The 25,912-nt window shown below is 39.4% G+C and carries 25 protein-coding genes; 6 read left to right on the top strand and 19 right to left on the bottom strand.

What is annotated here, in order from left to right; translation table 11 throughout:
* Positions 1-180: 180 nt before the first annotated feature.
* The 3 genes from AB4153_RS13770 to AB4153_RS13760 form a co-directional block, all read right to left on the bottom strand.
* A complete protein-coding gene (locus AB4153_RS13770; protein ID WP_102526274.1) occupies positions 181-558 on the bottom strand; it encodes a DUF2069 domain-containing protein in 378 nt (125 codons plus the stop codon).
* 8 nt (positions 559-566) lie between these two features.
* On the bottom strand, positions 567-917 hold the full coding sequence (gene arsC, locus AB4153_RS13765; protein WP_102526231.1) for an arsenate reductase (glutaredoxin): 351 nt from the start codon (positions 915-917) through the stop codon (positions 567-569).
* A 107-nt stretch (positions 918-1,024) separates the two neighbouring features.
* Positions 1,025-2,494, bottom strand: a complete 1,470-nt coding sequence (locus AB4153_RS13760; RefSeq protein ID WP_371997839.1) for a M48 family metalloprotease — start codon at positions 2,492-2,494, stop codon at positions 1,025-1,027.
* A 128-nt stretch (positions 2,495-2,622) separates the two neighbouring features.
* Between AB4153_RS13760 and AB4153_RS13755 the strand changes: the two genes are divergently transcribed.
* On the top strand, positions 2,623-2,850 hold the full coding sequence (locus AB4153_RS13755) for a sulfurtransferase TusA family protein (protein WP_102526229.1): 228 nt from the start codon (positions 2,623-2,625) through the stop codon (positions 2,848-2,850).
* A gap of 75 nt (positions 2,851-2,925) precedes the next feature.
* The gene (locus AB4153_RS13750) at positions 2,926-4,020 is read left to right on the top strand and encodes an AI-2E family transporter (RefSeq protein ID WP_229369583.1); all 1,095 of its coding nucleotides are present in this window, start codon (positions 2,926-2,928) and stop codon (positions 4,018-4,020) included.
* Positions 4,021-4,140: 120 nt separating this feature from the next.
* On the opposite strand, the gene AB4153_RS13745 is transcribed toward AB4153_RS13750, so the two are convergent.
* The 13 genes from AB4153_RS13745 to AB4153_RS13685 all read right to left on the bottom strand — a co-directional run bounded on the left by AB4153_RS13745 (position 4,141) and on the right by AB4153_RS13685 (position 16,346).
* Complete coding sequence (locus tag AB4153_RS13745; RefSeq protein ID WP_371997838.1) at positions 4,141-4,347, bottom strand: DUF2897 family protein; 207 nt, start codon at positions 4,345-4,347, stop codon at positions 4,141-4,143.
* A 27-nt stretch (positions 4,348-4,374) separates the two neighbouring features.
* Entirely contained in the window at positions 4,375-5,112 is a 738-nt protein-coding gene (kdsB, locus tag AB4153_RS13740; RefSeq protein WP_102526225.1) for an 8-amino-3,8-dideoxy-manno-octulosonate cytidylyltransferase KdsB, read from the bottom strand.
* 75 nt (positions 5,113-5,187) lie between these two features.
* Positions 5,188-6,258 (bottom strand): 3-deoxy-alpha-D-manno-octulosonate 8-oxidase KdnB, encoded by a 1,071-nt coding sequence (gene kdnB, locus AB4153_RS13735; protein ID WP_371997837.1) that lies wholly within the window; start codon positions 6,256-6,258, stop codon positions 5,188-5,190.
* A gap of 84 nt (positions 6,259-6,342) precedes the next feature.
* On the bottom strand, positions 6,343-7,527 hold the full coding sequence (gene kdnA / locus AB4153_RS13730) for an 8-amino-3,8-dideoxy-alpha-D-manno-octulosonate transaminase KdnA (RefSeq protein ID WP_102526223.1): 1,185 nt from the start codon (positions 7,525-7,527) through the stop codon (positions 6,343-6,345).
* Between the two features lie 289 nt (positions 7,528-7,816).
* Positions 7,817-8,446 carry a carbonate dehydratase gene (can, locus tag AB4153_RS13725; protein ID WP_229369572.1) on the bottom strand — a complete coding sequence of 210 codons (630 nt, stop codon included), beginning with the start codon at positions 8,444-8,446 and terminating at the stop codon, positions 7,817-7,819.
* 149 nt (positions 8,447-8,595) lie between these two features.
* Entirely contained in the window at positions 8,596-9,405 is an 810-nt protein-coding gene (locus tag AB4153_RS13720) for an alpha/beta fold hydrolase (RefSeq protein WP_371997836.1), read from the bottom strand.
* Positions 9,406-9,554: 149 nt separating this feature from the next.
* Positions 9,555-10,289 (bottom strand): M15 family metallopeptidase, encoded by a 735-nt coding sequence (locus AB4153_RS13715; protein ID WP_371997835.1) that lies wholly within the window; start codon positions 10,287-10,289, stop codon positions 9,555-9,557.
* Positions 10,280-11,413, bottom strand: coding sequence for a succinyl-diaminopimelate desuccinylase (dapE, locus tag AB4153_RS13710; protein WP_371997833.1), 1,134 nt, complete (start codon positions 11,411-11,413; stop codon positions 10,280-10,282). The genes AB4153_RS13715 and dapE overlap by 10 nt, the downstream gene beginning before the upstream one ends.
* On the bottom strand, positions 11,413-11,763 hold the full coding sequence (locus AB4153_RS13705) for an arsenate reductase (RefSeq protein ID WP_371997832.1): 351 nt from the start codon (positions 11,761-11,763) through the stop codon (positions 11,413-11,415). Before AB4153_RS13705 ends, dapE begins: the two co-directional genes overlap by 1 nt.
* Positions 11,764-11,959: 196 nt before the next feature.
* On the bottom strand, positions 11,960-12,469 hold the full coding sequence (gene crr, locus AB4153_RS13700; RefSeq protein ID WP_102526218.1) for a PTS glucose transporter subunit IIA: 510 nt from the start codon (positions 12,467-12,469) through the stop codon (positions 11,960-11,962).
* Positions 12,470-12,569: 100 nt separating this feature from the next.
* Positions 12,570-14,264: a phosphoenolpyruvate--protein phosphotransferase gene (gene ptsP / locus AB4153_RS13695; protein WP_229369563.1), complete on the bottom strand. Its 1,695-nt coding sequence runs from the start codon at positions 14,262-14,264 to the stop codon at positions 12,570-12,572.
* Positions 14,265-14,275: 11 nt separating this feature from the next.
* The gene (locus AB4153_RS13690) at positions 14,276-14,533 is read right to left on the bottom strand and encodes an HPr family phosphocarrier protein (protein ID WP_102526216.1); all 258 of its coding nucleotides are present in this window, start codon (positions 14,531-14,533) and stop codon (positions 14,276-14,278) included.
* 175 nt (positions 14,534-14,708) lie between these two features.
* On the bottom strand, positions 14,709-16,346 hold the full coding sequence (locus AB4153_RS13685) for a methyl-accepting chemotaxis protein (protein WP_371997829.1): 1,638 nt from the start codon (positions 16,344-16,346) through the stop codon (positions 14,709-14,711).
* 293 nt (positions 16,347-16,639) lie between these two features.
* Between AB4153_RS13685 and AB4153_RS13680 the strand changes: the two genes are divergently transcribed.
* From AB4153_RS13680 to AB4153_RS13665, 4 genes are all read left to right on the top strand, one after another.
* Complete coding sequence (locus tag AB4153_RS13680; RefSeq protein WP_102526214.1) at positions 16,640-17,332, top strand: DUF3334 family protein; 693 nt, start codon at positions 16,640-16,642, stop codon at positions 17,330-17,332.
* A gap of 84 nt (positions 17,333-17,416) precedes the next feature.
* Complete coding sequence (locus AB4153_RS13675) at positions 17,417-18,457, top strand: LacI family DNA-binding transcriptional regulator (RefSeq protein WP_102526213.1); 1,041 nt, start codon at positions 17,417-17,419, stop codon at positions 18,455-18,457.
* Positions 18,458-18,646: 189 nt separating this feature from the next.
* A complete protein-coding gene (locus AB4153_RS13670; protein WP_371997827.1) occupies positions 18,647-19,627 on the top strand; it encodes a transporter in 981 nt (326 codons plus the stop codon).
* A 58-nt stretch (positions 19,628-19,685) separates the two neighbouring features.
* Positions 19,686-20,618 carry a DUF808 domain-containing protein gene (locus AB4153_RS13665; protein ID WP_371997826.1) on the top strand — a complete coding sequence of 311 codons (933 nt, stop codon included), beginning with the start codon at positions 19,686-19,688 and terminating at the stop codon, positions 20,616-20,618.
* A gap of 27 nt (positions 20,619-20,645) precedes the next feature.
* Here the strand turns inward: AB4153_RS13665 and AB4153_RS13660 are convergent, their stop codons facing one another.
* The 3 genes from AB4153_RS13660 to AB4153_RS13650 all read right to left on the bottom strand — a co-directional run bounded on the left by AB4153_RS13660 (position 20,646) and on the right by AB4153_RS13650 (position 25,792).
* Entirely contained in the window at positions 20,646-21,980 is a 1,335-nt protein-coding gene (locus AB4153_RS13660) for a diguanylate cyclase domain-containing protein (RefSeq protein ID WP_371997825.1), read from the bottom strand.
* Positions 21,974-23,065: an ABC transporter substrate-binding protein gene (locus AB4153_RS13655; protein WP_371997823.1), complete on the bottom strand. Its 1,092-nt coding sequence runs from the start codon at positions 23,063-23,065 to the stop codon at positions 21,974-21,976. Before AB4153_RS13655 ends, AB4153_RS13660 begins: the two co-directional genes overlap by 7 nt.
* A 234-nt stretch (positions 23,066-23,299) precedes the next feature.
* Positions 23,300-25,792 carry a glucan 1,4-alpha-glucosidase gene (locus tag AB4153_RS13650; RefSeq protein WP_371997822.1) on the bottom strand — a complete coding sequence of 831 codons (2,493 nt, stop codon included), beginning with the start codon at positions 25,790-25,792 and terminating at the stop codon, positions 23,300-23,302.
* Positions 25,793-25,912 lie beyond the last annotated feature (120 nt).

Below are 25,912 nucleotides of genomic sequence, written 5' to 3'. Positions count from 1 at the left end.
ACACAATCTCCGTTGCTTAGCACTATACTCAATCAAATGACTGACATTTCACTATAACATGTGAATACTTGTACAAAAAGAATGAATTAACGACCCGTTAACAGCAATGTGGTAATGATTTTACACCAGATAAAATGAAAAAAGCGCCATCAGGCGCTTTTTAGTGCTGTATTAATGAGACTAATCTGTTTTAGATTTCTTTTTTAAACCTAAGCCCAGTTCTCTACCGCGCATACGTGCGTAATATGGAAATCCTATTAACAAGGCACTGATTAACACTGATTCTATTAATGCAAAATAAAGGGCGTCTTCAGTGATATACACTAAGGTTAAGCCATGTAATAAATATAAACACAGAATAAAACTGGCCCAAGCATAGGTGTAAGGATTACCCGTTAATATGCCTTTGATAGGTAATAATAATGGGACGATCCACAGTAGACTAAATGCCATTGAGTATTCGCCGGTAAAGCCTTGTTGGATAAACCATCCAGAAAGCAACATGAGTAATGCAACATAACCTACTCGGCATAACTGAAACAAAGTGTGTGTTGTCATTTTAGGGCTCATAAAATCGCTAAGACGTTTTCTGGAGGACGACCGATAGCCGCTTTGTTGTTAGCTAGCGCAATGGGTCTTTCAATTAGCTTTGGCGTAGTAATCATCGCTTGGACTAACTGAGCATCTGTTAATGACTCGTCTGCTAAGTTCTGTTCTTTGTATTCTGTTTCTTTAGTGCGCATTAGCTCTCGTGGCGAGATAGCTAATAAGCTTAAAATCTGGTTAATGTCTTCAGCAGTAGGCACCGTCTTCAAGTATTCAACAATGGTAACCTTGGCATGGTTTTCTTCGAGTAATGCCAGTGTTTGACGGCTTTTTGAGCAGCGAGGGTTATGGTAAAGCGTTACGTTTGTCATAGGATCACTTCTTGTCTTTATTTTGGCGACAGTTTATCAAACTTTGAATCAGATGGTTAGCCACATCAGGGGGATGTGGCTAATTTGAGATTGAATAAGCTGAGCTGTTATTTTAATGCGTCTAAAGAGCGCTTAGCTTGTCTAAATTGACGTATACGCGCTTCAATTCGGGCAATTTGTAACGTTTGGCCTTCAGAGTGGCGGTAAGCATAATTGAGTTGATCAATTGCACCATCATAATTTGCTGCAAGTGCCATAGCTTCTGCATTACTGTAATGCTCAAGCGCCTTATTACCCAGTTTACGGTAAGCTTGAGTCATAATTTGATAAGGTAATACGTTCTGTTTATCTAAGAAAATTAAATCTTCTAATAACGGAATGGCATTGCGCGGCTGGTCTGCTTCAACATAGATATTGGCTAAGTTAGCCGCAATCACTAATGACGTTGGTTTTAATCGATGATGATGTTTTAACAGCTCGATAGCTGCATCGTAATCGTCTTTTTGCGCCAGTAAATCTGTTTTAGTATCGATAAAAAACAGATTATTTGGGTCGCCTGCTAATAACTCATCAATAATCTTTTCAGATTCTTCAAACTTCTTGGTTCTGAATAAAGCTAAAGCTTTGCCGTACAATGCAGCACTTTTAAAGGTATAGCTTTTTTTGTTTAGTTGTTTGTCAAACAAAGAAATCGCAGCCTGATCGCTATAACTTGAAAATCTAATTTGAATACGGGCTTTAGCTAACTGGTAATTAAGTTGATCAGGTATATAACGATTAGGATATTGTGTGGCGCGGTTTCTTGCATCAGTAATACGCGACTCAGGTAATGGGTGAGTCAGTAGCATTTGTGGCGGTGTAGTAGTAAAACGGTATCGAATGGCTAATTTTTGGAAAAAGTCAGATGCACCATTTGGATCAAACCCTGCATCAGCTAGGATTTGCATACCAATTCTATCTGCTTCACGTTCATGCAAACGGGTGAAGTTGATTCTCGCTTGGGTTGACAAAGCTTGAGTCGTTGCAAGCGCAGCCATACCGGCTTGTGGCGCGGCAATGGTCAACAAAATAGCACCTAGCATACCAACGATAGTTGCTGTTGAACTCTTATCTTGTGCTTCTAGTGAGCGCGCTAAATGTCGTTGAGTAACGTGAGTAATTTCGTGGGCAAGCACTGATGCGAGTTCACTTTCAGTATCAGCGTGCAGAAATAACCCTGTATGAACGCCGACATGGCCACCGAAGAAGGCAAATGCGTTAATTTCATCATTTCTTAATAGAAAGAAATAGAAGGGGGTTTTAACCCCTGTGGCATGAGCTACCAATTTGTTACCTAATTCAGATAAGTATTGATTCAATACAGGGTCGCTTATAACCGGCGCAGATGAACGAATGACCCGCATGTAAGCATCGCCGTACACCATTTCTTTTTCAAGACTAAAAGTGTTAACAGCAGCCGTACCGAGGTCTGGAAGGTCATTATTCGCGAAGCTTTTAGCAACACCAGCCGTGAGTAATAAACTAACCGCTGTGGTTACGACGCCTTTAGAAAACTGAGAAAACGATAATTTGCGCAAATGAAACCTTTATTATAATTATTTCAATAGGGTGGCGAGCAAAGTTAAAGCAACACTATAACGGTATCGCTTGTGGTTTATTGTCCTTGCTAGGATAATAGCCATAGAATGTGTAAAGCAAGTTCATAATGAAATTTATTGATTTAACTGCTCATCAATGTCCCTATCCCTTGGTGCAAACTAAATTAGCATTAAAAAAGATGCAACCAGGTGAAACGTTGGCAATTAGTATCTCTGACTCCGGTTCACGTCGAGATGTTCCGCTATTTTTAAAAAAATTTGGTTATCAAGTTCAAATAACTGAGGATAATGACAATTCAATGTCATTGGCCATCACAAAGCTTAACAATATATAAGTATAATTATATCTATCTACTGAGGTAGAATCCGATAATAACAACCACAACTGTGATTTCTTTTTAGGTAACACAATGCTCTCATTTTTAAGCGATTGGTATAAAGCCAGATTCAGTGATCCCCACGCGATTACATTATTGTTTATTTTACTTGGGATTGGATTATTACTGTATTTTGCTGGCGGTTTGTTAGCGCCTTTATTAGTGGCGTTAGTTTTAGCGTTTTTACTAGAATGGCCTGTAGCGCAAATCGCGCGTTTTGGTATTAACCGAACTTTAGGTGCATCGTTAATATTAGTCTTGTTTATTGGTCTGATGGTGTTAGTTGCTTTTGGACTCGTTCCCAGCCTTTGGCGACAGGGAATTGCTTTAGCGACAGATTTACCGCAAATGATTGATACAGGTATGCAATCGCTAGTATCTTTTAGTGAAAACTATCCGCAATACATTAGTATCGAACAAATTGATGCCATGGTTGTTGAACTTAAAAAACTGGTCGACACTCAGCATCTTTTAGATATCGGTAAGCAATTATTAGGCTTTTCTGCATCATTACTCGTGTTAATGGTTTACGTGATTTTAGTGCCTTTATTGGTGTTTTTTTTCTTAAAGGATAAAGAGCAATTGATTAAGAGCAGTAAACGTTTCTTTCCTAACAACCGCGACTTAGCAAGAAAAGTTTGGTTTGAAATGGACCAGCAAATCTTCAATTATATTCGTGGAAAAGTCATTGAAATTGTCATTGTAGGTACAGTCAGCTACATCTTTTTTGCGTTAATGGGATTAAGGTACTCTGCGCTACTTGGCGTGCTAACAGGGCTTTCAGTACTTATTCCTTATGTAGGTGCAACATTAGCGACTTTACCTATTGCGCTGGTGGCCTTTGTGCAATGGGGAGTCAGCCCTGAGTTTGGCTATGTGATGATTGGTTATGGTGTCATTCAGGCATTAGACGGCAACGTGTTGGTGCCAATTCTATTTTCTGATGCTGTAGATTTACATCCAGTGTTAATCATTGCCGCAGTACTGGTATTTGGTGGCCTGTGGGGCGTATGGGGAGTCTTTTTTGCAATCCCACTGGCGTCATTAGTCAAAGCTGTGATTAACGCTTGGCCTGATAGTCACTCCCCCTTTGTAGCTAAGTCAGATGAGTCTGCAGAATCTAAATAATAATATTGAATAATCTTATTAAATAAATGTAGAGGTTTGATTTACTGCAAAAACCCATACGAGATAAAACTAAAAAAAAGAGACTCAATTGAGTCTCTTTTTTATTGCCAATATTATGATTTACTTGTCTTTTAAATCACTGTTATCTGATGTTTTCTCTGTGGTATGTTTATCGCTGGTAGCGTTATTTTTATCGTCAGGTTTTTTAGGATCGCCAAATTGAGGCATTTTAAATTTAGCGCTATATTTTAATACCGCTAAATTACTGGCAATGATGCCAACAACTAAGATAATAATAATCCATACTTCTATACCTGATAAATCCATGTCTACCTCAATAAATTACCAACAAGTTTAATCAACAGCTAAACGTTGCTCACATTTTCGAATATCTTCAGGTGTATCAACTTCTGGTGAATCAAAAGCACTGATAGCAACTTTAATTTTATGACCGTATTCTAGTGCACGCAGCTGTTCTAACTTTTCTAAATCTTCTAAACGACCCAAAGGTAACTTAGCAAAAGCATTGACGAAACGACGAGTATAAGCATAAACGCCAAGGTGCTTATAAACTGGGAAGTCATCCGTATCACGACCGAATGGAATACACGAGCGTGAAAAATACAATGCATTAAACTCATTATCGAAAACCATCTTAACGTGCAGAGGATCGTCACGTTCTTGCTTATCAATGATTTCAAAGCCTAAAGTTGCCATTTCAAACTCACCTGGGTGACGCTCAAAAAGACTGATAATTTGTTCAATTGAAATAGGGTCAATAAGTGGCTGATCACCTTGAAGGTTTATCACCAAATCATCATCTGCTAAACCAAGTTGGCTAATCGCATCGTTTATTCGATCGGTACCAGAGGCCGCGTCAGGGCTCGTCATGACAACTTGACCACCAAATGACTCTACCGCTTCTTTAATTCGCTCATCATCTGTAGCAACATAAATATTATCTAATCCTTTAGCTAATGAAGCACGTTCGAAAACGTGTTGGATCATTGGCTTACCATTAATAGGTGCTAGGGGTTTGCCAGGAAAGCGGCTAGAACCATATCTAGCAGGGATTAAAAGAGTAACTTTCATCAATAAACCTACTTATCTTAAAACGATAAACAAAAGGGCTCTAAAGAGCCCTTAAAGATAGCTTTTAGGGCTAAATTATATGCGACGGAATAACTTAGTTAGCATTTCATCGGTAACTTTTTCTTCCCAGCCTGCGCCGTAAACATTATCCCATAATGGGCCCATGCTCTTGGTCACAGCAACCATCTTAGCAATAGTTTCATCTGGTAAATCTTTACAGATGTTTTTTGGCAACGTGATGTTATGAACTTCCATCATTTTACGGAATTCTTTAACGCCTTCAGGGTAAAACTCTTCAAGTACGTCAAATGCCAAACAGTTGCCGATACCGTGATGGTAACCCAACACGTAACCTAAACCATATGATACAGCGTGACAGGCACCTACTTGGCTGTAAGCGATACTCATGCCGCCCATGTATGATGCCATCATTAGCTTGTCATCTTTTTCTTCGTGATTATCAACGAAGACTTCACGACATAAATCCATAGACTTTTCAGCAAATGCTTTAGCAAATTCGTTTAGGTATGTACCTTCTAATGACTCAACACAGTGGATGTAACAATCCATACCTGTGTAGAACCACTGATCAGTCGGTACGCCAGCAATGAGCTCTGAATCCATGATAATTTGGTCAAATACAGTGTAATCTGAATTCAAACCAAGCTTACGAACAGGACCACAAAGTACAGCGGTGCGAGACGCTTCAGCACCTGTACCTGAAACTGTAGGGATACCAATATGGTGTACAGCAGGGTTCTTAATCAGATCCCAACCTTGGTATTCAGAACTGCCACCTTCATTAGTCAGCATTAGCGATACCGCTTTAGCTAAATCAAGGGTAGAACCACCACCAAGACCGATTACACTTACAGGAAGTTTAGTATTAAATGCTTGAACTTGTTCAGTTAGGGCATCAACTTGCTTCGTTGTAGGTTCATCATCAACATTGACGTAGATTAATAAATCATGGGCTTTAGCAGGTACACGACCAGCTAAAGGCTTATCTTGGTGTACGTCATCAACTAGAAATACGACGAAGTCATTTTCAACTTGGCGTTCTTCAGCTAGTACGTCATCTAATTGTGCAAATGATCCGCGACCAAAAATCATTTTTGGTACACATTTGAAATTTTTGAAACTCATTACAACTTCTCCGTTGAGATTAGTACTGTAAAAAGTACTATCGCGTCAATGTGATAAATGGCGCGATAGAAATAATCGGGTTAATTAAGCAAAAGCACGTTTGATGTTTTCAATACGCTGCGCTATTTCTTCTTCTGTCCAAGACAGTTTGATTAACATTGAAATAGTGCGGCTCATAATGGCATCAGACTTAGGTGTTTCAACCTTAGTGTAATCTGGACGATCTTGAATTAATGTGATCGGCAATGCAGCAGGAGACTTAAGCTCTTGGATATGCTTCCAGTTATTCAGGTAATGCCAGTTGTTAACATACCAGTAAAAACAACCATCTACGCCGTTTTCAGCTAATTTTTTGTTTATTTCTACTGTGCGTTCTTCAGTCGGCATTAAGAACGTTAAGAAACCAGCTGAATCACCCTCTGGATCAGGGATTTCACGGAAAGTTACTTCTGGGATATCTGCCATAGCATCTTTGATCAGCTTTTTATTGGTACGCTGAATATCAATGATTTTGTCTAGCTTACGTAATTGAGCAAGACCCATTGCTGAGTTCATTTCAGAAATACGGAAGTTTAGCCCCATAATAGGGTGGCCTTCAGCGCCGCGGTCATTACCTACATGGTCATGGCCGTGATCTGAGAACATATGCGCGTGGTTATAAATGGTTTCGTTGTTAGTCATGATCGCGCCGCCTTCACCACAAGTGATGGTTTTAACAGAATCAAATGAGTAACAACCAACGTCACCAATAGTACCTAGTGCTTGACCTTTATAGCTGCCACCAATTGCTTGGCAAGCATCTTCTAAGATCACTAAGTTGTGCTTTTTACATACCGCTAAAATTTCATCCATTTTAGCCATAGAACCACACATGTGAACAAGATTAATTGCTTTCGTGCGTGGAGTAATTGCAGCTTCAATACCTTCTGGAGATAAACAAAGTGTTTCATCAATCTCAGCAAAAATTGGCACAGCGCCGGCCATAAATACGGCTTCTACAGACGCAACAAAGGTAAACGGAGGAACGATAACTTCATCACCAGCGCCGATACCAGCTGCAGCCATAGCTGTTTGTAATGCAGCGGTGCCACTAGAAACAAGATGTGCATGCTTAGCATTCATCTTTTCGCAAAGAAGGGCTTCCATCTCACGAGTCTTCCAACGATCATTACGCATGTGATCGAAGTTATAACGAAAGGTAAAACCATTTTCCATCACATCAGCGACTTCTTGCTTTTCCTCTGGACCAAATAATTCAAAACCTGGCATGGAAATTATCTCCTAAAAAATGCAGTGCGCGAGGTCGCGCTAAATAAACCCGAAGATTATAACTGGGTTAGGGCGTTAATTGCATTAACTATATGACCTTTCGCTGTGATTGTATGGTCGTTACAGTGCTTTATATTCATTAATCGCTAATTTTTATGTAAAGCAGACTAAACAAAGCGCTATAACTGTTTCTATATATGAGATAAAAACAACAAAACCCACATATAAGGTGGGCTTTGTTATTTGCTTATTTCAGCATGAACGGCTTATTAATTTTAGTTAATAAGCATTATTCTTCTGTATTATTGGCATTATTATTTGCATGTTCGCTGAAGACTGTTACGTCTAGATCGGTTAATAAGCCGTTGTTGATACCGTAAATCCAACCGTGAATTGCAACCTCTTGGCCTCTGTCCCATGCATCTTGCACGATAGAGGTGCTAGTAACATTAGCCACTTGCTCCATGACATTCAGCTCACATAAGCGATCAAACCGCTGTTGTTCATCAAGTTGCTCTAAATCTGAACGGTGGATGCGGTAAATATCTTTTAAATGGCCAAGCCAGTTATCAATAAGACCGAATCGCTCTTTCGTCATCGACGCTTTGACACCACCGCAACCATAGTGGCCAACTACCATAATGTGTTTTACTTTTAATACTTCAACAGCATATTGGATGACCGACAAACAATTTAAATCAGTATGGATAACCATATTGGCAATATTGCGATGAACAAACACTTCACCTGGCATTAAATCAATTATCTGATTAGATGGTACGCGGCTGTCAGAGCAACCAATCCACAAATATTCAGGATTCTGTTGTTCTGCCAGTTGCTTGAAGAAATCAGGGTCTTCTTCGTTTATACGCTCAGCCCAGCGGCGATTGTTATCAAAAAGAGGCTTAAGTAATTTCATTTATTGTTATAGACCCAAATAAAAGTGAAAGATGTAGAGTGTATTCTGAACAGTTATTTAGCTGATGTTCATCATTTTCAAGAGTATATCAGCAAATTTGATTATGCTGGTCTATCCATTTAATTTATAAAATTGAAATCATTTCACCCTTAACGGAGAAATGATTCCAAGGTTTGATTCACTTTTTCTGCTTGTTCAATATTTGAAAAGTGACCGCTATTAGCAATTTGAAGCAAGCGGCTTCCTGTAATGCAGTCTTGCATTAAATAAGCCTCTAGCATTGTGCGTAATTGGTTTTGCTCTCCAATCATAATCAAACAAGGCAGTGAGAATTGCTCTACTAATTCAAGGGTGTCACGCTTATAAAAAGCCAGCGGACTGAATAAGGCGAGTTGCTCTATTTGTGTGGGCGACAAATGAATTAACTTGCTAATGAAAGCTGATTTAGCCGTTGATGTTTGTGAATTAACAAAGAACATATCAGCAATGGTGTTTGCTAGTTGCTCATGACATTGCTTCTGTTCACTGATTTGATCGACCCATGCTTGGTATTTTGCGCAATTCACTTGCGGTTCAAAGCCAATAAAACTATTCGCCATGACTAGTTTTGATATCTGAGCAGGCTTTGCAAGTACCATTTCAGCAGCAATCGCGCTACCCGTTCCATTACCAATCACACAACATTGATGCACATTTAAATAATCAAGTAATGATAAACAATGTTCAGCGATCGTAATAAGAGATGTTGTACCCGTTGGCATTGAATCTGACTGTCCATGGCTCCACAAATCAACACTAATACAGCGATAGTTTTCAGAAAGTTGAGCGATCTGTGGTTGCCACATCGTGTTGTCAGCTAAAAAACCATGTACAAAAAATAGAACAGGTCCTTGTCCTACATCAGTGAAATGAAGACGTTGATTGTTGATGCTAAAGCTGTTTGATTTTGGTTGAGTCATGGAGGTCTCTAAAACATTAAAATTAAAAAATCGTAAAACTGATTGAGTCAAAGTGCTTATGATAAATAACCGTTATTACTTTGAATACGAGTCTACTATCTATTACAGATTAGGTTTCTCTAGAAGGTTATTTGAGTACTTGTTACTTGTTACTTGTTACTTGATTTGGGCACGCTTGCGACATAAAAAACATAATGCTCGACTAATTTGTCGAGTTGTTTAAGTAGGGCTGATTGTAAAGTGATTTCAGCCTGTGACAAGAGAAGTCTTAATGATTCGGCTCGATATTGTGATAAAAACAACGAAGACTCAGGATAGTAACTGATATGCCAAGCCTCAGGGCTAACACCACTTTGGTCAGGCTGATAAGGTAAGTAGAAACCGAAGCGGGCAGCGTTATCGACTAACCACTGGGCTAATAAGGCGCATGGGCCATTGTCTATGTACTCTGCAGTGACTAATTTTAGCTCTGCTTTACTGATGTTATTGGCATCAAATACATCGATATCAGTTCCCCAATGATGCCGTGATGCACCTGGAAGAGCAGACCAACATAATATTGCATCCACTAATTGCTCATCGGTTAAATTGGCAGAGTCTACAGGGCTATTATTGATATCAAGTAACGGCCGCTTTCCTTGTGCCTTACCATCCCAAATAGCCATTTGACGTTCAAAGTTACGATAAGCAGAACAAATTTGAATATTAATACCGTCACTTTGCGCTTGTTGCTGCATTTTTTTAAACGCAGTAGCAGTCGCTGAGGTCAGTAAAAACTGTTCAAATTGAACAAGGTGTGTCTCATCCAACCCATAAAGGGCTGGATGAGCTATTTCAGTCAGTTGAGCCTTAGATAATTGCTCTATTTGACGAGTTACTCGCAAAGTAGCTTTTCCAATATAGATTCATAGCATAAGGCTAGAATTTCTAAATCAGAGATTTTCACACATTCATTTATTTTATGAATAGTGGCATTGACTGGGCCAAGCTCAATCACTTGTGCACCGGTTGGCGCGATAAAACGTCCATCAGATGTGCCACCTGAAGTTTGCGGGTCAGTTTCATATCCGGTGACATCTAAAATAGCGGCTTTAGTCGCCTCTAATAAAGGCCCATCTCCAGTTAGAAACGGCAAGCCATTAAACACCCAATCAATATCATAATCTAAACCATGGGCATCAAGAATATTAAGGACGCGTTTTATTAGCTCATCTGCAGTCACTTCAGTTGAATATCTGAAGTTAAACATCACCTGCAAATCACCAGGGATTACATTTGATGCGCCAGTACCGCCATTGATGTTAGCGATTTGAAAGCTGGTTGGTGGAAAAAACTCGTTACCATTATCCCAATGCATTTGAGCAAGCTCTGCTAAAGCAGGAGAGGCTTTGTGGATAGGGTTATCAGCTAAGTGTGGATAGGCAACATGGCCTTGGATCCCTTTAACCGTTAAATTCCCTGTTAAACTACCACGTCGGCCATTTTTAACCACATCACCCAGTTTATGAGTTGATGAAGGCTCACCGACTAATGACCAAGTGATTTTTTCATTACGGGCCTCGAGTGTGTCAATGACTCGCGTTGTACCATTAATAAATGGTCCTTCTTCATCACTGGTGATAAGAAATGCAATTGAGCCTTTATGGTCTGGATGCTTAGCTACAAAGCGTTCAGTGGCAACGACCATCGCCGCTAAAGAACCTTTCATATCAGCTGCACCGCGACCATGAATATAATCATCTATGACGGTAGGTTCAAATGGCGGAGTATGCCACTTGCTTAAATCGCCCGTTGGCACAACATCGGTGTGGCCAGCAAAACAAAATACTGGGCTTTCAGTGCCGCGTCTTGCCCACATATTAGTGGTGTCATCAAACACCATAGATTCAATGTTAAACCCTGCGGTTGTCAGTCTGTCAGCCATCAGTTTTTGACAGCCCTCATCAAGTGGAGTGACAGATGGACGAGAGAGTAAATCTTTTGTGAGCGCTAATACTTCTTGTGTCATTACTTAAACCACGCTTGGTAATCGGCAGCTTTAAAGCCAATAAGAATTTGATTGTCTTGAACAAGCACAGGACGTTTGATTAATGTTGGAAACTCCACCATTAATTGCAGTGCTTTTTCTTTGGTAATATCAGCTTTTTGATCATCGGTTAAATTTCTAAAACTGGTGCTGCGTTTGTTAAATAGCAATTCCCAGTCTGCAAGTTCAAACCATTGATTAATGATGTCAGCGTTGATCCCTTGTTCACGAAAATCATGAAATGTGAAAGCTTGCTTATCAGCTTCTAACCATTTACGTGCTTTTCGAACGGTATCGCAGTTTTTAATACCATAAATAACGCTATTACTCATTGTGGTCTTATTTCCTTGGATCTTGTTATTGTGATTTAACCAACTCTGTTTTAATCATTACTTGTTTACAGTTGACTTAAATCCCATTGAAAATTGTAAGGTTTTGCTAAATTTTTTACGCTTATTTTATAAAGCTTTTTACTTATATTGGTTACTTATATTAATAACTTATATTGGTTACTTAACTCTTTGTTAGTTAAAGCTCTACAGTAAAGATGACATCTTTACCTGCAGTGACTTGTCCTTGTGCTTTTACTAGGTATTGCACATCTTCCATATTGGCCAGTACTACAGGGGTCAACAAACTCTCAACTTGATCGGTTAAGTAGTCTAAGTCAAATTGCAAAATTGGATCGCCCACTTTGACTTGCTGTCCTTCTTCGGCCAAACGTTTAAAACCGTTACCACGAAGTTCAACCGTACCCACACCAAAATGAACAAACAGCTCTAGCCCTTGATGAGACTCAATACTGAATGCATGATTGGTTTCAAATATTTTTCCTATGGTGCCATCAATTGGCGCTAAAATCAGCTTGCCTGTTGGGTTGATAGCTAATCCATCACCGACAATCTTTTCTGCGAAAACAACGTCGGGGACTTGTTCAATTTCTACTAGGTCGCCAGAAACAGGAGCATAAATTTCGATACCGCCAGTTAAAGCGGGTTGTCCTGAAATAAGTCGGCGTATACGGCTTAAAAATCCCATGAGATATAGCCTCTTTTTATAATGTTTTTATGGTTTTATTCTAGTGTTGTCTGATTTTTTTATAAACAATAAATATTGAAAAATACTAAATAAAGTCAAATTAACTGAATAACTGGTTTAATTGTTCTATGTGGCTAAAGCCTAAAGCTTGCTGTGCTTGTCGGTAAAATTGCTGATATTGGCCATTACAGATAGTGGCCTTAACGTCTAACAAGCTTGCGGTGTTAACACTTAGCTCATCAATTCCTAGACCGACCAATAAGCTAATTAGTTTCGTATCACTGGCTAATTCCCCACACAAACACACTTTGATTTGATGAATTTTACAGGTATCAACGGCCATCTTTATCAAGCGGATCATTGCAGGAGAGACAGGAGGGTAATCTTTTACAAGTTCAGGATTTCCCCTGTCAGCGGCTAAGGTATATTGAGTTAAGTCATTACTACCAATACTAATAAAGTCTAACTTAGGTAAAAGGTGAGGTAAGTTAAGTACCGCTGCTGGTGTTTCAACCATGATACCAACATTGAGCTCTCCAAAGCCTTTTTCTTCTTCTACAAGTTGTTGCTTACACCAATCAATGAGTTCAAAAGCTTGTTCTAGCTCTTCTATTTGGTTCACCATTGGAAATAATAAACGGATTCGACCATGGTTTGCGGCGCGCAGTACAGCTTTAATTTGTGTGGTAAATAACGTTTGATGTTGAAGGCTGTAGCGGATCCCACGAACGCCCAATGCTGGGTTATCTTCATATTGCTGACTCAAGCAAGGAATTTCTTTATCTGCGCCGATATCAAACGTACGAATAGTGAGGACTTTTCCATTGAGGCTATGTAATGCATCACAATATTGTTGATATTGTTGTTTTTCATTGGGAACAGAATCAACTTGCATCAATAGAAACTCAGTTCTGAACAGTCCAATACCCGCAGCGCCGCTGTGCTCAATTTGGGTAATGTCATTCATGCTACTGACATTGGCAAGTAAACAAACAGGGTGTCCATCACGGGTAACACTGGGTTTATCGACGTATTGCAATAATGCGTCACGTCGTTTTGATTCCTGCTCTGATTTCTGCTGTAGAAGCTGCTGAGTATCAGGCGCTGGATTGATATGCAGCTCACCACTAATCGCATCGAGAATTAACGGGCTACCATCTAGAATATCATGAGTATTGAACTGGCAACTGAGTAAAGCAGGTATGCCTGCCGCTTTGGCTAAAATGGCAGTGTGACTGGTTAATCCACCCGTTTGAAGCACGATACCTTTAATTTTATTTAACGGAATGGTAGCAAATTCAGCAGGTGTAATGTCTTCAGCCAGTAAAATACTGTTGTCGGTAAGCTTTGATACATCCCATTGCAAGGTGCCGTTAACGGCTGACATTAGTCGCTTGCCTAAACAAAGCACGTCATTGCTTCGATTAGCCATGTAAGGATCGTCGAGTTGGGCTAACTCTTCTGCATGCTGTGCAAAAATTCGTTCAACTGAAACGACCGCAGAAAATCTAAAACGGGTAATATAATTTTTGAGCTGCTCAGCTAAATCATCATCTTCGAGCAGCATGATATCAGCATCAATTAAATGAAAATGCTCACTATCGGGTTCTATCTGTGTTTGGCAATGGCTCAAATGACTGGTTAGAAAGCGAATGGCTTTCGTGGCTTTTTCACACTCTTTAGCAATGTCGGCAACAGGAAGTAAACGGTAATCTACCGTTTGGTTATGCAGGTTAATATGAACTGCTTGACCGAATGCAATTCCGGGGGAAACAACAATACCTGTTACTGCCATAAGCCTTCCTGTTAGCTAAGTGTGATAAGTAATTCAGAGACAGTTTCTACTGCTTTTTCAGCCTGTTCTCCGTCAGCAAATACCTTAACAGATTGACCTTGATATAACCCTAATGTTTGTAATTTAAACAAACTTTTGGCACTTGCTTGTTTACCATTACATTCGACAATGACGTCGCAGTCAAAGTTTTTTGCGGCTTTGACTAATAAAGCTGCTGGGCGGGTGTGGATTCCGTGGGGTGCAATAATGGTAACGGTTTTTTCGTACATCTAAGCTAACTCGTTCATAAATAATAGTCAGAATAATACCGTAAACCATGGATTGCTAACAGTGAGTTTATGTTATTACTGAGCTTTGGAAGTTAAATATGATTCATCTAGCGAAGAAGTATGCGTGAGCAAAATCACTCACGCATAAAAGCTGAACAAAATTAGAGAGGTAAGATTAGTTAGTTTTGAATTGGCTTAAATTTTCAGTAACGCTCTGGCTAATGGTTTGTAGTGATTGCGCTGCTTCAGAGTTCGTTTCGTTAGTTCTGACTGCAATTTCAGTTAATTCAGAAATAGTGTTGATATTGCGGTTTATTTCTTCGGTAACTTGAGACTGTTCTTCTGTTGCACTTGCCAGTTGGGTATTCATGTCACTGATATTAGCAATGACGGCTAAAATTTCAGTCATCGCTTCTTGTGACCGAATCGCTTTAGTTTGTAACTGAATGGATTGTTCTTGGGTTTCAGTGTTGCTCTTAATCACGAGTTCGACGCCATCGTGAATATTAGTAATGATTTTATTGATCTCATTGGTTGAAGCCTGTGTGCGAGTGGCAAGGGCCCTAACTTCATCAGCAACAACTGCGAACCCGCGGCCATATTCTCCAGCACGTGCCGCTTCAATTGCTGCGTTCAACGCCAGTAAGTTGGTTTGATCAGCAATTCCGCCAATGGTGTCTAAGATTGAACTGATTTCAACTGATGATTTGCCTAAGTCATGGGTGACATTTTCTGCATTTTTTAGCTCAGTGACTAATAAATCCGTTTCGTGTACGGTTTCTTGCATAAAGGCATGTGACTGCTGAGCTTGCTGTTTCACATTGTTGGCGCCATCAGCTGCTTGATAAGTGTTTTGCGCCATATCATGGGTTGTTGCAAGCATTTGGTTTACTGCTGTGGCAACACTTTGGGTTTCACTGTGGATTAATTCTGCGCTTTGATTTGACTCTTCAACGGCGACTAAAAGCTGCTGCGCATCGGTATCAAGTTCTTTTCCCAGTGGTTTTAATTCTGAGACTACAGACGCAATTTTTATGACGAAATCATTGAATGCATCAGCCATTTTAGCTACTTCATCTTTACCGCTATTATCTAAACGCTTTGACAAATCGCCTTCGCCTTTTGCGATGTCTTCCATTGCTGCAATAGCAGCGTTAATCGGCGATGTGATAGAAATATTCAGTAGTACAAAAAAGCCAAAGATAGGAATAGAAATCAGCATCATGATGATCAGATAATTAATCACTACACTGCCCATGCTGTCTATGACATCACTGGAACTGCCATGCGCAATAATAGTCCAACCCCATTCAGGGTAGTATTCCGAACCCGCTAAAATCGTTTCTACACTATTCGTTGATGATAAATTGCCTTGGTATTCAGATTGGCCTTTGGTCATTCTTCTAGCATTACTGACAAGCTCTATCAAAGGCTTCGTTCCGTCAGCAGCAATATAACTGTCAGATGAACGTCCTTCTAACATGGTATTTTCAGGGAAACTGATAATGACGTTATTTTGGTCAACAACAATGTAAGATTCATTCGTGCCATAACGTAAATCTGCTATTACTGATAAGGCTTGTTGTTTTATTTCTTCTGCATCAGTTTGTTGATTACTTTGGCGGGTTAATGCATTGAGAAGGGAAGTCGCGGTGGACACTTGCGCTTCAATTTGAACCTTCTTTTGATTGATGAGGTTGTTGTACTGTTCATTAATAGAAAAACTGGCAAAACATACGGTTCCTATTGCCGCGAGAGCTAACATTATGATGAGACGTTTCAAGATAGTTAATTGTCTGAGGAAGGCGATCATAGGTACTCTTTAAAATTTTTCAGCAATGTATTTTGCAAATATAGACAGTTTTAGTTCTAGAAAGAACATCTTATTAGTAGAAGTGTGATCAGCTGATATAAATTTACAAAATTATACATATAGTGAGTGTTTTCAAGCACTATGACCAACTTTAGAAAAGCTTAACTATCAAACTGTTAATGCGGGGTATGTTATGTGTGTTTTTTATTTTTGCTAATGAGTTGTTTTGGCTTTGATTTATTATTCGATAAGCCTCAGAATGAAGGAAAAGTAAAACTAGGTAATATATTGTTATGAATTCAGTCCAAATTGTTACAACAGATGACATCCTACTCAAGTTATGTCATTCCGTTTCCCACGTTCTTTCAAGCACCAGTGACAGCCAAGTGACCCATGCTGGTATGGTGCAGAATATTACTCGTACTTGTTTAAAGCCGGACTTAGGTTGCTTTTCGATATTTGACGGTGGTTTTTCTGGCTTAGTGGTTATCAATTTTTCAAAAGAAGCCGCCATAGAGATTTATCGCAGATACATGATTAACATGGGAATGCCTGAATCTGAGCTCGCTTTTTCACACACATCTGATGATGTTGGAAACGTGATGGGTGAGTTGATGAATCAAATACTGGGTGATTTCATCAAAACAATTTCAAAAGAATTACAAACATCAATCAGCCAAAGTCAGCCAAAAATGTTAACTATCAATAAAGAGTTAACGATATCGATTGATACTAATTTAGATGAAGCAGTATCAAGAAGAGTGTCATTTAAAACAGCTGATAATCATATATTTTATCTAGAGTTTGCCATGGATAAAACAGAGTTCATTATGCTGAAAGAGTTTGAATTAGATGAAGAATTTGATCCTGATTCATTGATTGAAGCACATGGCAGTAACAATCAATCTAAAACGGCGACTAAAAAAGATGCGCCAGTCATAGTGGCAGACGATGCTGATGATTTATTGAATGAGTTAGGTTTATAAATTAAAACGGTGAAAACTGTCGTTATTTTAGGTATAAACAAGGTGTGAGTACCTAAAATAACTATAAAAAGGCCTGATGCTAATATGACATCTAAAGCTACTTCCATCGACATCGCTTACCGAGCCGGTGTTTCGCAATCGACGGTTTCTCGCGCATTGAGAAATAGTCCCTTAGTTAACCTCGAAACCAGGCAACGAATTCAAGCCATTGCCAAAGAACTCAATTATAAAGTCGATAAAAACGCCAGTAATTTACGGACTCAAAATAGCCACACTTTGGCGTTGTTGATCTGTGAAGACCCCACTAATGATGAATCATTAATTAACCCATTTTTCCTGTCTATGCTTGGCTCGATAACCAGAGCAACCGCTCAGCAGGGTTATGACTTATTGGTTTCTTTTCAGCAACTATCCAGTGATTGGCATGCTGACTATGAGGATAGTAATAAGGCCGATGGCATCATATTACTGGGCTACGGTGACTATGTAGATTATGAACATAAGTTACAAAAATTATTAGAGCAAAATACCCATTTCATCATTTGGGGCGCTGAGCATAACAATAAAGAAGTGCTCTCCATTGGTTGTGACAACCATCAAGGCGGCGTGATAGCCACTGAACATATTATATCGCTTGGATTGAATAAAATTGCTTTTTTAGGCGATGCATCTGAACACAGCCCTGAATTTCGAGACCGCTATTTAGGTCATGCAGAGGTGTTGAAAAAAGTGGGTATTAAACTGAATAAAAAATGTCAGTTTGATGCTATCAGTACCGAAAGTTCAGGCTTTGATGCTGCAATGAAATTATTGGATAGTGGCCATGAGTTTGACTCTATCTTCGCTGCCAGTGACTTGATTGCTATTGGAGCAATTCGTGCACTTAAAAAACGCGGTGTTAGAGTGCCAGAAGATATTGCTGTCGTAGGTTATGATGACATCCCAGTCGCAAGCTTTGCTAATCCATCTCTCACCACGGTTAAGCAAAATACTAAACTTGCTGGTGAAATTTTAGTTGAAAGTTTATTAAAGCTCATACGCGGAAAAGAAGTGGGGCCACAGCTGATACCTACCAATATGGTTGTAAGACATTCTTGCGGCAGTAACCCAGAGGCAGACAATTAGATTTTTGTTGTAATAAATTGATATCTATTAATTGGATTTACATGGTCATGCCAATATATAAAGCCGATTACCTTTAAAAGTGACGGCTTTGTTTGCATCGATATGAAGTGATGGTTTATCCAGTTAAATAACCTTAACTTCATGACTACTTTGTAATGAGAGTTAACCTTAGTCATTATGGATAATGCTTTGAATCAAGATACTATACGCCCAAATAGAGTTAACACTTTACACCTTCATTTATCGATATATCTTGGTTTAAACCGTCTCGTATACAAAACTAAATTATTGATAGCGTTTATCCTATTAAGCCTCATTGCCTTTCAAGTTAAATCGCAAGATTTAGAGCCTCGCAGTTATACCAATATCCCGATCGACATGCATTTTATGGCAGCAGGCTATCTGCACTCTGAAGGCGCATTGTCTCCATCTCCATCTGTTCCTTTAAAAGATGCTCATCTAACATTGGATGCAGCAGTGTTAGGTTATGCCCATTCATTTGGCTTAGCAGGCAATTCTTCAAAATTTGATATGTCATTATCGCGTATCTGCATGAAAGGGTCTGCTGATTATCAAAATGAAATTGTGACAGCTGATCGTTGTGGCTATGGCGATCCTAAAGTGAGGTTAACATGGAACTTTTACGGTGCTCCAGCGGTTGAAGCAAAAGATTTTGCAAAGTATCAGCAAGGCTTAGTCATCGGTAGCAGTTTACAGGTTAACCTTCCCATTGGTACTTATGACGAAACTAAGTTAATCAATGCTGGAGCCAACCAATGGGTCTTTAGACCAGGCATAGGAATGTCCTATCGCATTGGTGATTGGTATTACAGTGCAATGACATCGATTCGTTTATACAGTGATAATGATGAATTTTATAATCAAGTGCAGCTAAGCAAGCAAGCCCAATATACTTTTCAGGGGCATATTATTTACAGTATTGCACGTGGACAATGGCTGTCGTTAAGTGGCAATTACTTCATCGGTGGTGAAACCAGTAAAAATGGTATTGATGCTGATGATGACCAAAAAAATTCACGATTTGGATTAACATATTCATTAGCATTTAATCGTCATCACAGTATGAAATTGTATGCGAGCACAGGTGTAATAACCCGCATCGGCAATGATTTTGATACCTTAGGCTTAGTATGGCAGTACGCCTTTTAACACGCGTACAAAGCAATGAAGCAAAATGATAATAATTAACCGTTAACAAGGAAAGCATATGGCTGGTGCAAGTTTACTAATGTTGTTGGATGATATCGCTGCAATATTAGATGATGTTGCTGCTATGAGTAAAATTGCTGCAAGAAAGACTGCAGGGGTGTTAGGTGATGATTTAGCCCTCAATGCTCAGCAAGTATCAGGTGTTGCATCAGAACGTGAATTACCGGTTGTTTGGGCTGTAGCGAAAGGCTCATTCATGAATAAGTTAATCCTTGTACCTGCAGCCTTATTAATTAGTGCATTTATGCCGTGGGCGATTACGCCTTTGTTGATGTTTGGCGGGCTTTTTTTATGTTTTGAAGGATTCGAGAAAATTCATCACTCCTATATTCACCGAAAAGATAAAAAGTCCGAAATATCAGAAAAAGAAATTATCCAGAAGTCTGAGCAAGACATTAAGGCGTTTGAGAAGAAAAAGGTCAAAGGCGCAATCAGAACGGATTTTGTTTTATCTGCTGAGATTATTGCGATTAGTTTAGGTGTAGTCGCACAAAGCAGTTTGTTAAGCCAGTTTCTTACCTTAAGCGTGATTGCGATCATTATGACTGTTGGGGTATATGGTTTGGTGGCGGGTATCGTCAAAATTGATGACTTGGGACTTTATCTAACTCAACAAAAAGGTGAAGGGCCGCTGGTTGCCGTTTGGCATAAAATAGGTTTTGGTTTGCTAACTTCAGCGCCTTATTTAATGAAAGGGTTAACGATTGTGGGCACGATTGCCATGTTTATGGTGGGGGGCGGTATTCTCACTCATGGCATTCATGCCATAAGTGCTCAGATTACCAATATTGCCCTCATGGTGAGTGACATAGCTTATTTAGGTGGATTACTAGCAGCGCTCACGCCGAGTCTGTTAAATGCGATATTTGGCGTAATAGCAGGGGCAATTGCAGTCATGACGATGACTGTAATAACAAAACTCAGAAGTTAATAAAAAGCTTGGCTTGAGTTTACAGGCTCAGCCGTGAGCCTTTATATTGGATTGAGCAAGAACTTCTTGGCCGTCATAACAACAGCTTCCTTTGAACTGCTTTGCTTTGTACATGTATTGGTCTGCTCGCTTAATTAAACTGTCTCTTGATCTGGCTTGAAAAGGAAAATAACTGACTCCCATACTTGTCGTAATTGACAATTTATTACCTTTAAACTCAATCGGTTGGCTTACTGAGTCAAGAATTGATTGCGCTTTGTGACCGATTTGGTCAAAATCTTCAATAGTCCCTAAACAGACTAAAAACTCATCGCCGCCAAGGCGGCCAACAATATCAGCTTTACGGGTACATTCTTGTAAACGCTGAGCCACTTGCTGTAATACCGTATCACCCGCATCGTGACCTATTGAATCGTTAATAATTTTAAAGTTATCGATATCGAGAAAAAATAAAGCCACTTTACTACCTGATATATGGGCATCATTAATCACGTTATCTAAGGCTCTTTCTAGTGCTCTGCGATTCATTAAGCCCGTTAAATGATCTTTTTCAGATAACACTAACAGTTGTTGTTTTTGCTTTTCCAGTTCACTGGTTTGTCTGTTCACTTCTTGTTCTAATTCTTGTTTTGAAACCATAGTGGTTTCAAGCTTTTTGGTCATCTGATTAAAAAATGAAGCGAGCAAGCGAAACTCTTCATCTAAGTTTTTAGCATCTATTTTATGATTTATTTCTCCTTTTGAGAGTGCATGAATCCCTAATTTCATTCTATTGAAACCAATTTTAAAGCGTTGGTATATCGAGAAGTTCATCGCCAACACTATAATTGCAGCTAAGATCAACCCAAGGGAGGAGTACAACATGACAGATGTAATTGCGATTTGATTACTGTCTAAAGTTGTTTGATTTAAATAAGCGACTTCTTCTGACATGTTCTCAATCAATATATTATATCGGTAGCGTAATAATTGCTGAGCTTGAGTGACATGGCTATTTTCTGACGTGCTAGATTGTGATGAAAGGGCTTGCTCTTGTGTTAGTAAAGATCCCATATCGTCAGTTAACTTTTGAAGGTTAAACACACTCTGTGTGTAGATGTTTTGTGTTATTAACAACTGAGATAAAGATTCATGAGATAAAACGACTTGTTGTAAACTGGCTTGATCTTGCCGTTGCGAAAACAACCACAACTGGCTACGTAAGGCATCTATATTCTCCTGTAAATCTGAAAAATAACGCAGCGTCTCAGTGGTTTTATGTTGAGCTGAGTGGATTTTTAAAAATGAAAAACTGAGCAACAAGGTAAAAATAAAACTAATGCAGAGCAGAATAATCAGTTTTCCATTAATGGACTTTACCATGATACTTCCTTGGAACTTTTTGCTTGTTCAAATGACTGTTTGTAAATGACATCACGAAATTCTGGCTCTTTACCTTTGACTAAGCCCTGTTGCTTAGCCCAGTGGGATTGGGTTTGTAAACTCGACAAAAGTGAGTTGCCAATAGACAACCTAAAAATATAATCATTCCATGACCATTTTATCTGATTTAGCGGAACATCTAAGTGTTTGGCCACTATCACCATAGCAGTCTCAGGGTGTTGATTAATCCATTGAATTGCTTGTTCCAGTACATCAATGATGACAGCAGTTTGAGCTGTTTTCGTTGATGACGATGGGCTAAAATACGATTTTTTGGATATTAGGTTAAAACTGAGCTGATAAATCCCCTGAATGCCTAGATTGGTTATCGTATTATTGGTCAGCATTTTTACTTGATATCCGTATGGCTCCCATATTGAAATAGCATCGACTTGACGGGTGATTAAAGCATCGACCAACGCTTTTGGTGAAAGGTAGACTTTTTCGATATCGCGCTTATTACCTCCTTGAGCAACCAATAAAGTATCGAAATAATATTCACTGGCACTGCCTTTGACGATGCCGACTTTTCTAAGGTTATTGTTGCTATTGCTATTGCTATTGCTATTGCTATTGCTCTCTGCACTGATTGATGAGCTTTCTTTAATCGTTAAATTTTCATTAAGAGTTAATAACTTTAAATCGTTTGAAGACTGCACAAAACTGGTTAGTAAGGCGATGTCATGGGTTTGATAGCTTTTAAACATCACTACAGATTCTGAAGCCGTTGCAAAATCAACCTGATCGTTAATTAACGCTTCACTGCACTCAACGCCGCCAAAACACGCTATAAGTTCAACATCAAGGTTTGCTTTTTCGAATAATGATAAGTGTTCAGCAATAATAAATGGCGCACTGAGTGGGGTTTGTGAAACGCCAATTTTGAAGGGGTTTTCTTCAGTTTGAGTTGCCACTTTTGTGGGTGATAGCAGGAGTATTAGTGAAAGGGTGACACAGCTAATGAAAAGGATGGCCAACTTGATAGAACCTTTATTTTTTCTAACGTTATTGAGCAGGCTGTTCAAAGTCCGATCCTTAGACAAATTATTCACTTAAGGTTAATTCTAGATTAAGTATTAATTTTTGTAGGGTTATTTAGTTAATATTTTTAGTATTGATATCAATAGCGTTAAAAACAACTGTGTAAGTGCTTAATACAATGTCATTTGAAAAGCATAAAAAAGGCCACTTAAAGTGGCCTTTACTGACGTCTTAACAAGACTAGTTACACCGTATTACAGCAAGAGTAATACTCAAGATTACTGGTTTAGTTTTTCTGCAACTACAGGGTAGAAGTCCCAAACTGCTTTATCAGTCATAGAACGTACGAGTTTAACGTACTCAGCATGCGTCCAAGCAAGTGGTGTCGCCGAGTTAGTGCCTTGGCCCATTTCATAGTTGTATCGTGTTGAGTTACCCACACCATCCCAAGCTTGTTCTGGTAGCATTAATCCTTCATTAGCAAAGGTTTCCATACCTTGAACGTATGTATTGATCAACTGCTGATGCACTTCAGGTGTCAAGGTGTCGGTAGATTTTGCTAATGCGAGTTCATAATGTCCGCGTTCACCAGTAAAGAAAGGCCATACACGACCACGTTGATCTTCGGTATTGCCTTTCTCTGCATAACTCAGACCCGTGGTGATATCTTCACCGTAACCATCATTACCATAGCGTCTATAACCAGGTATTTTGCTGCCATCTTTAGCGGTAAACTCATACTTAACTCGCAAGTTATGCTCAAGTTCAGTGTCATCAATTAGCATCACACTATTTTGAATGACGCTGTCGTTAGCATTCTTAACGCCATATCGGACTAACTCTAAGAAACCACCATCCAAAATAGTACGCTGATCTAACCCTGGCTTACCATTGTTATCCAGTAGCTTGTCATCATTATTCGGATTACCATTTGGACTAATACGCACATAATAAGGCTTATTGTCTTTCGTTAATTCACCGTTATTAGTGACCATGGTGCTTTCAAGACTGGCTTCAAGTTTCTTAGCAATAGCTAAGTATTCTTCGGCTTCGCCATCTTTAGCAAGTTTGCCTAAATCACTCGCAGCAACGAGCCCGGCAATGACTGCCGCTGTGGTTGAAGGTGAGAATCCAGCTTGTTCTTCCCAGCGTTCTTGTTGAGTACTTGGCGGGATAATTTCGGTGTTATTCCAGTCGAGTTTCACTTTGCCGCCTGTGACTAAAAACTCTGCCGCAGGTTTTAACATTTCTTGATACCACTGAGTAATTTCGGTATCGGTTAACACGCCAGCTTGCCATAATTTCCAACCCAACATGATTGGCATGGCGGTTTGGTCTAGTTGTACTCCGACCCATTCAATCTCGCCATCCACATGGGTTTTTTGTAAGAACCAACCAGGGGTACCGACGTATTCAGGTGTTTGTTGACTGACCTGAACCTTTTTCAAGTATTCAAAGGCTACTTTTGGTGTTTCAGTATCGCCCATCGCAAGAAATGCCATTGCGCATTGATAGAAATCACGCGGCCATACAGCTTTATAACCAGTACTACCAACTTTTGCCGAAACTGAGTCGCCCCAAGGGGTTGATAGCGAAGCGATTAAAGCTCCTGCATGGGTTTTATCTTCCTGGGCTTTTAGTACAAGTGCGCTGGTATAGAGAAGTTGTCCATCATCTGTTGTGTTTGCGCTCATTGCATTAATTGCAGGTAGTGAGGCTAAATAATCTTTCCAACCTGTGTGTTTGTCGTCGCCCAAATAGGCGCTTAAGACTTTGTCATAACCCGTCGCTAATGTTGCATCTGTATTGGCTAAACTGCTTTGCTTATCAGCGCCAAAACCGATGGCTACATTCATCTCAAGGGTATTACTGCCTTGAGCTTTATTGAGGGTTGGATATTGCGCTGTAAGGGCAACGTTACCCGCTGAAGCTTTATCGGCGCTAGTACTGCTATACAGACTATCTAACTTTCCATTGTCTTTTAAATCACTTAAACCATCAGATGTGCCGACAAAACCAGCACTCGCTTGGGTGAAAGCAACATCAGATTTAATCGTCATCACTGATGATTCAGCCTTATCGGTGAATGCAACTAATGCTTGTTCTTCAATGACTGCAATGTCATTTGCGCCGCTGTTATCAATATGAGGGTTAGCGTAAAGGTGGGGGGTAATGCCATCTGCATAGGCAGTAAAAATAACTTTCATCATCATACTGTCGCGGTTTGGATCAGTAAAAAAGTGCTTTTCTATTTGATATTGGCCATTTTTAGCTTTGTTAGTCACTTTGTAAGCTAACGAAAGTGGACGTCCTTGCTCATCTTGATGAAGATATTCAATGGTACTGATTGTGTCTTCTTTTTCTGTATCAACAAAACCTTCACCCGTTACGATGAATTGCATTTCTTTAAGCTGCGCATTATGGATCATGCCATACATGGTTTCAGTTAAAATACCTTGTGCTAACGAGAACCATACTTTACTGACAGGGTTTTCTGCACTGCTTTGATATTGGCCATCGACATAAGGTTCATAAGAAGTACCAATACCCGTCTTACCTGAGAATGCCCAAGTAGGATCGATACCAGGTGCACCAGGTGCAATGCTGTTTGTTGTCGTTGTTATTTCTTTAGCCTTGCTAGTACCTGTGTCGGTAGTACTGGTATCAGAGCATGCGGTTAACGCAAAGATTGAAGCACCTATGACCGCAGCATTGACTGCATGAGCGATGACTGACTTTTTATGTGTAGTCTTGTGTAATACGGTTTTCATTTATGACTATCCCCAAATTAAATTTTTATTTTTATCAAACTGTTATTAACTTATTTGTAATTAGCGAACGTTATTACTAGCAAGTTCAGCTATTTAACTTCTGATTTTTTGAATTTGTAT

Source organism: Shewanella sp. 10N.286.52.E4, assembly GCF_041468785.1.
Lineage (GTDB): Bacteria > Pseudomonadota > Gammaproteobacteria > Enterobacterales > Shewanellaceae > Shewanella > Shewanella electrodiphila.
The sequence above is the reverse complement of the archived record's forward strand: the minus strand, read 5'-3'. Positions and strand labels throughout refer to the sequence as shown.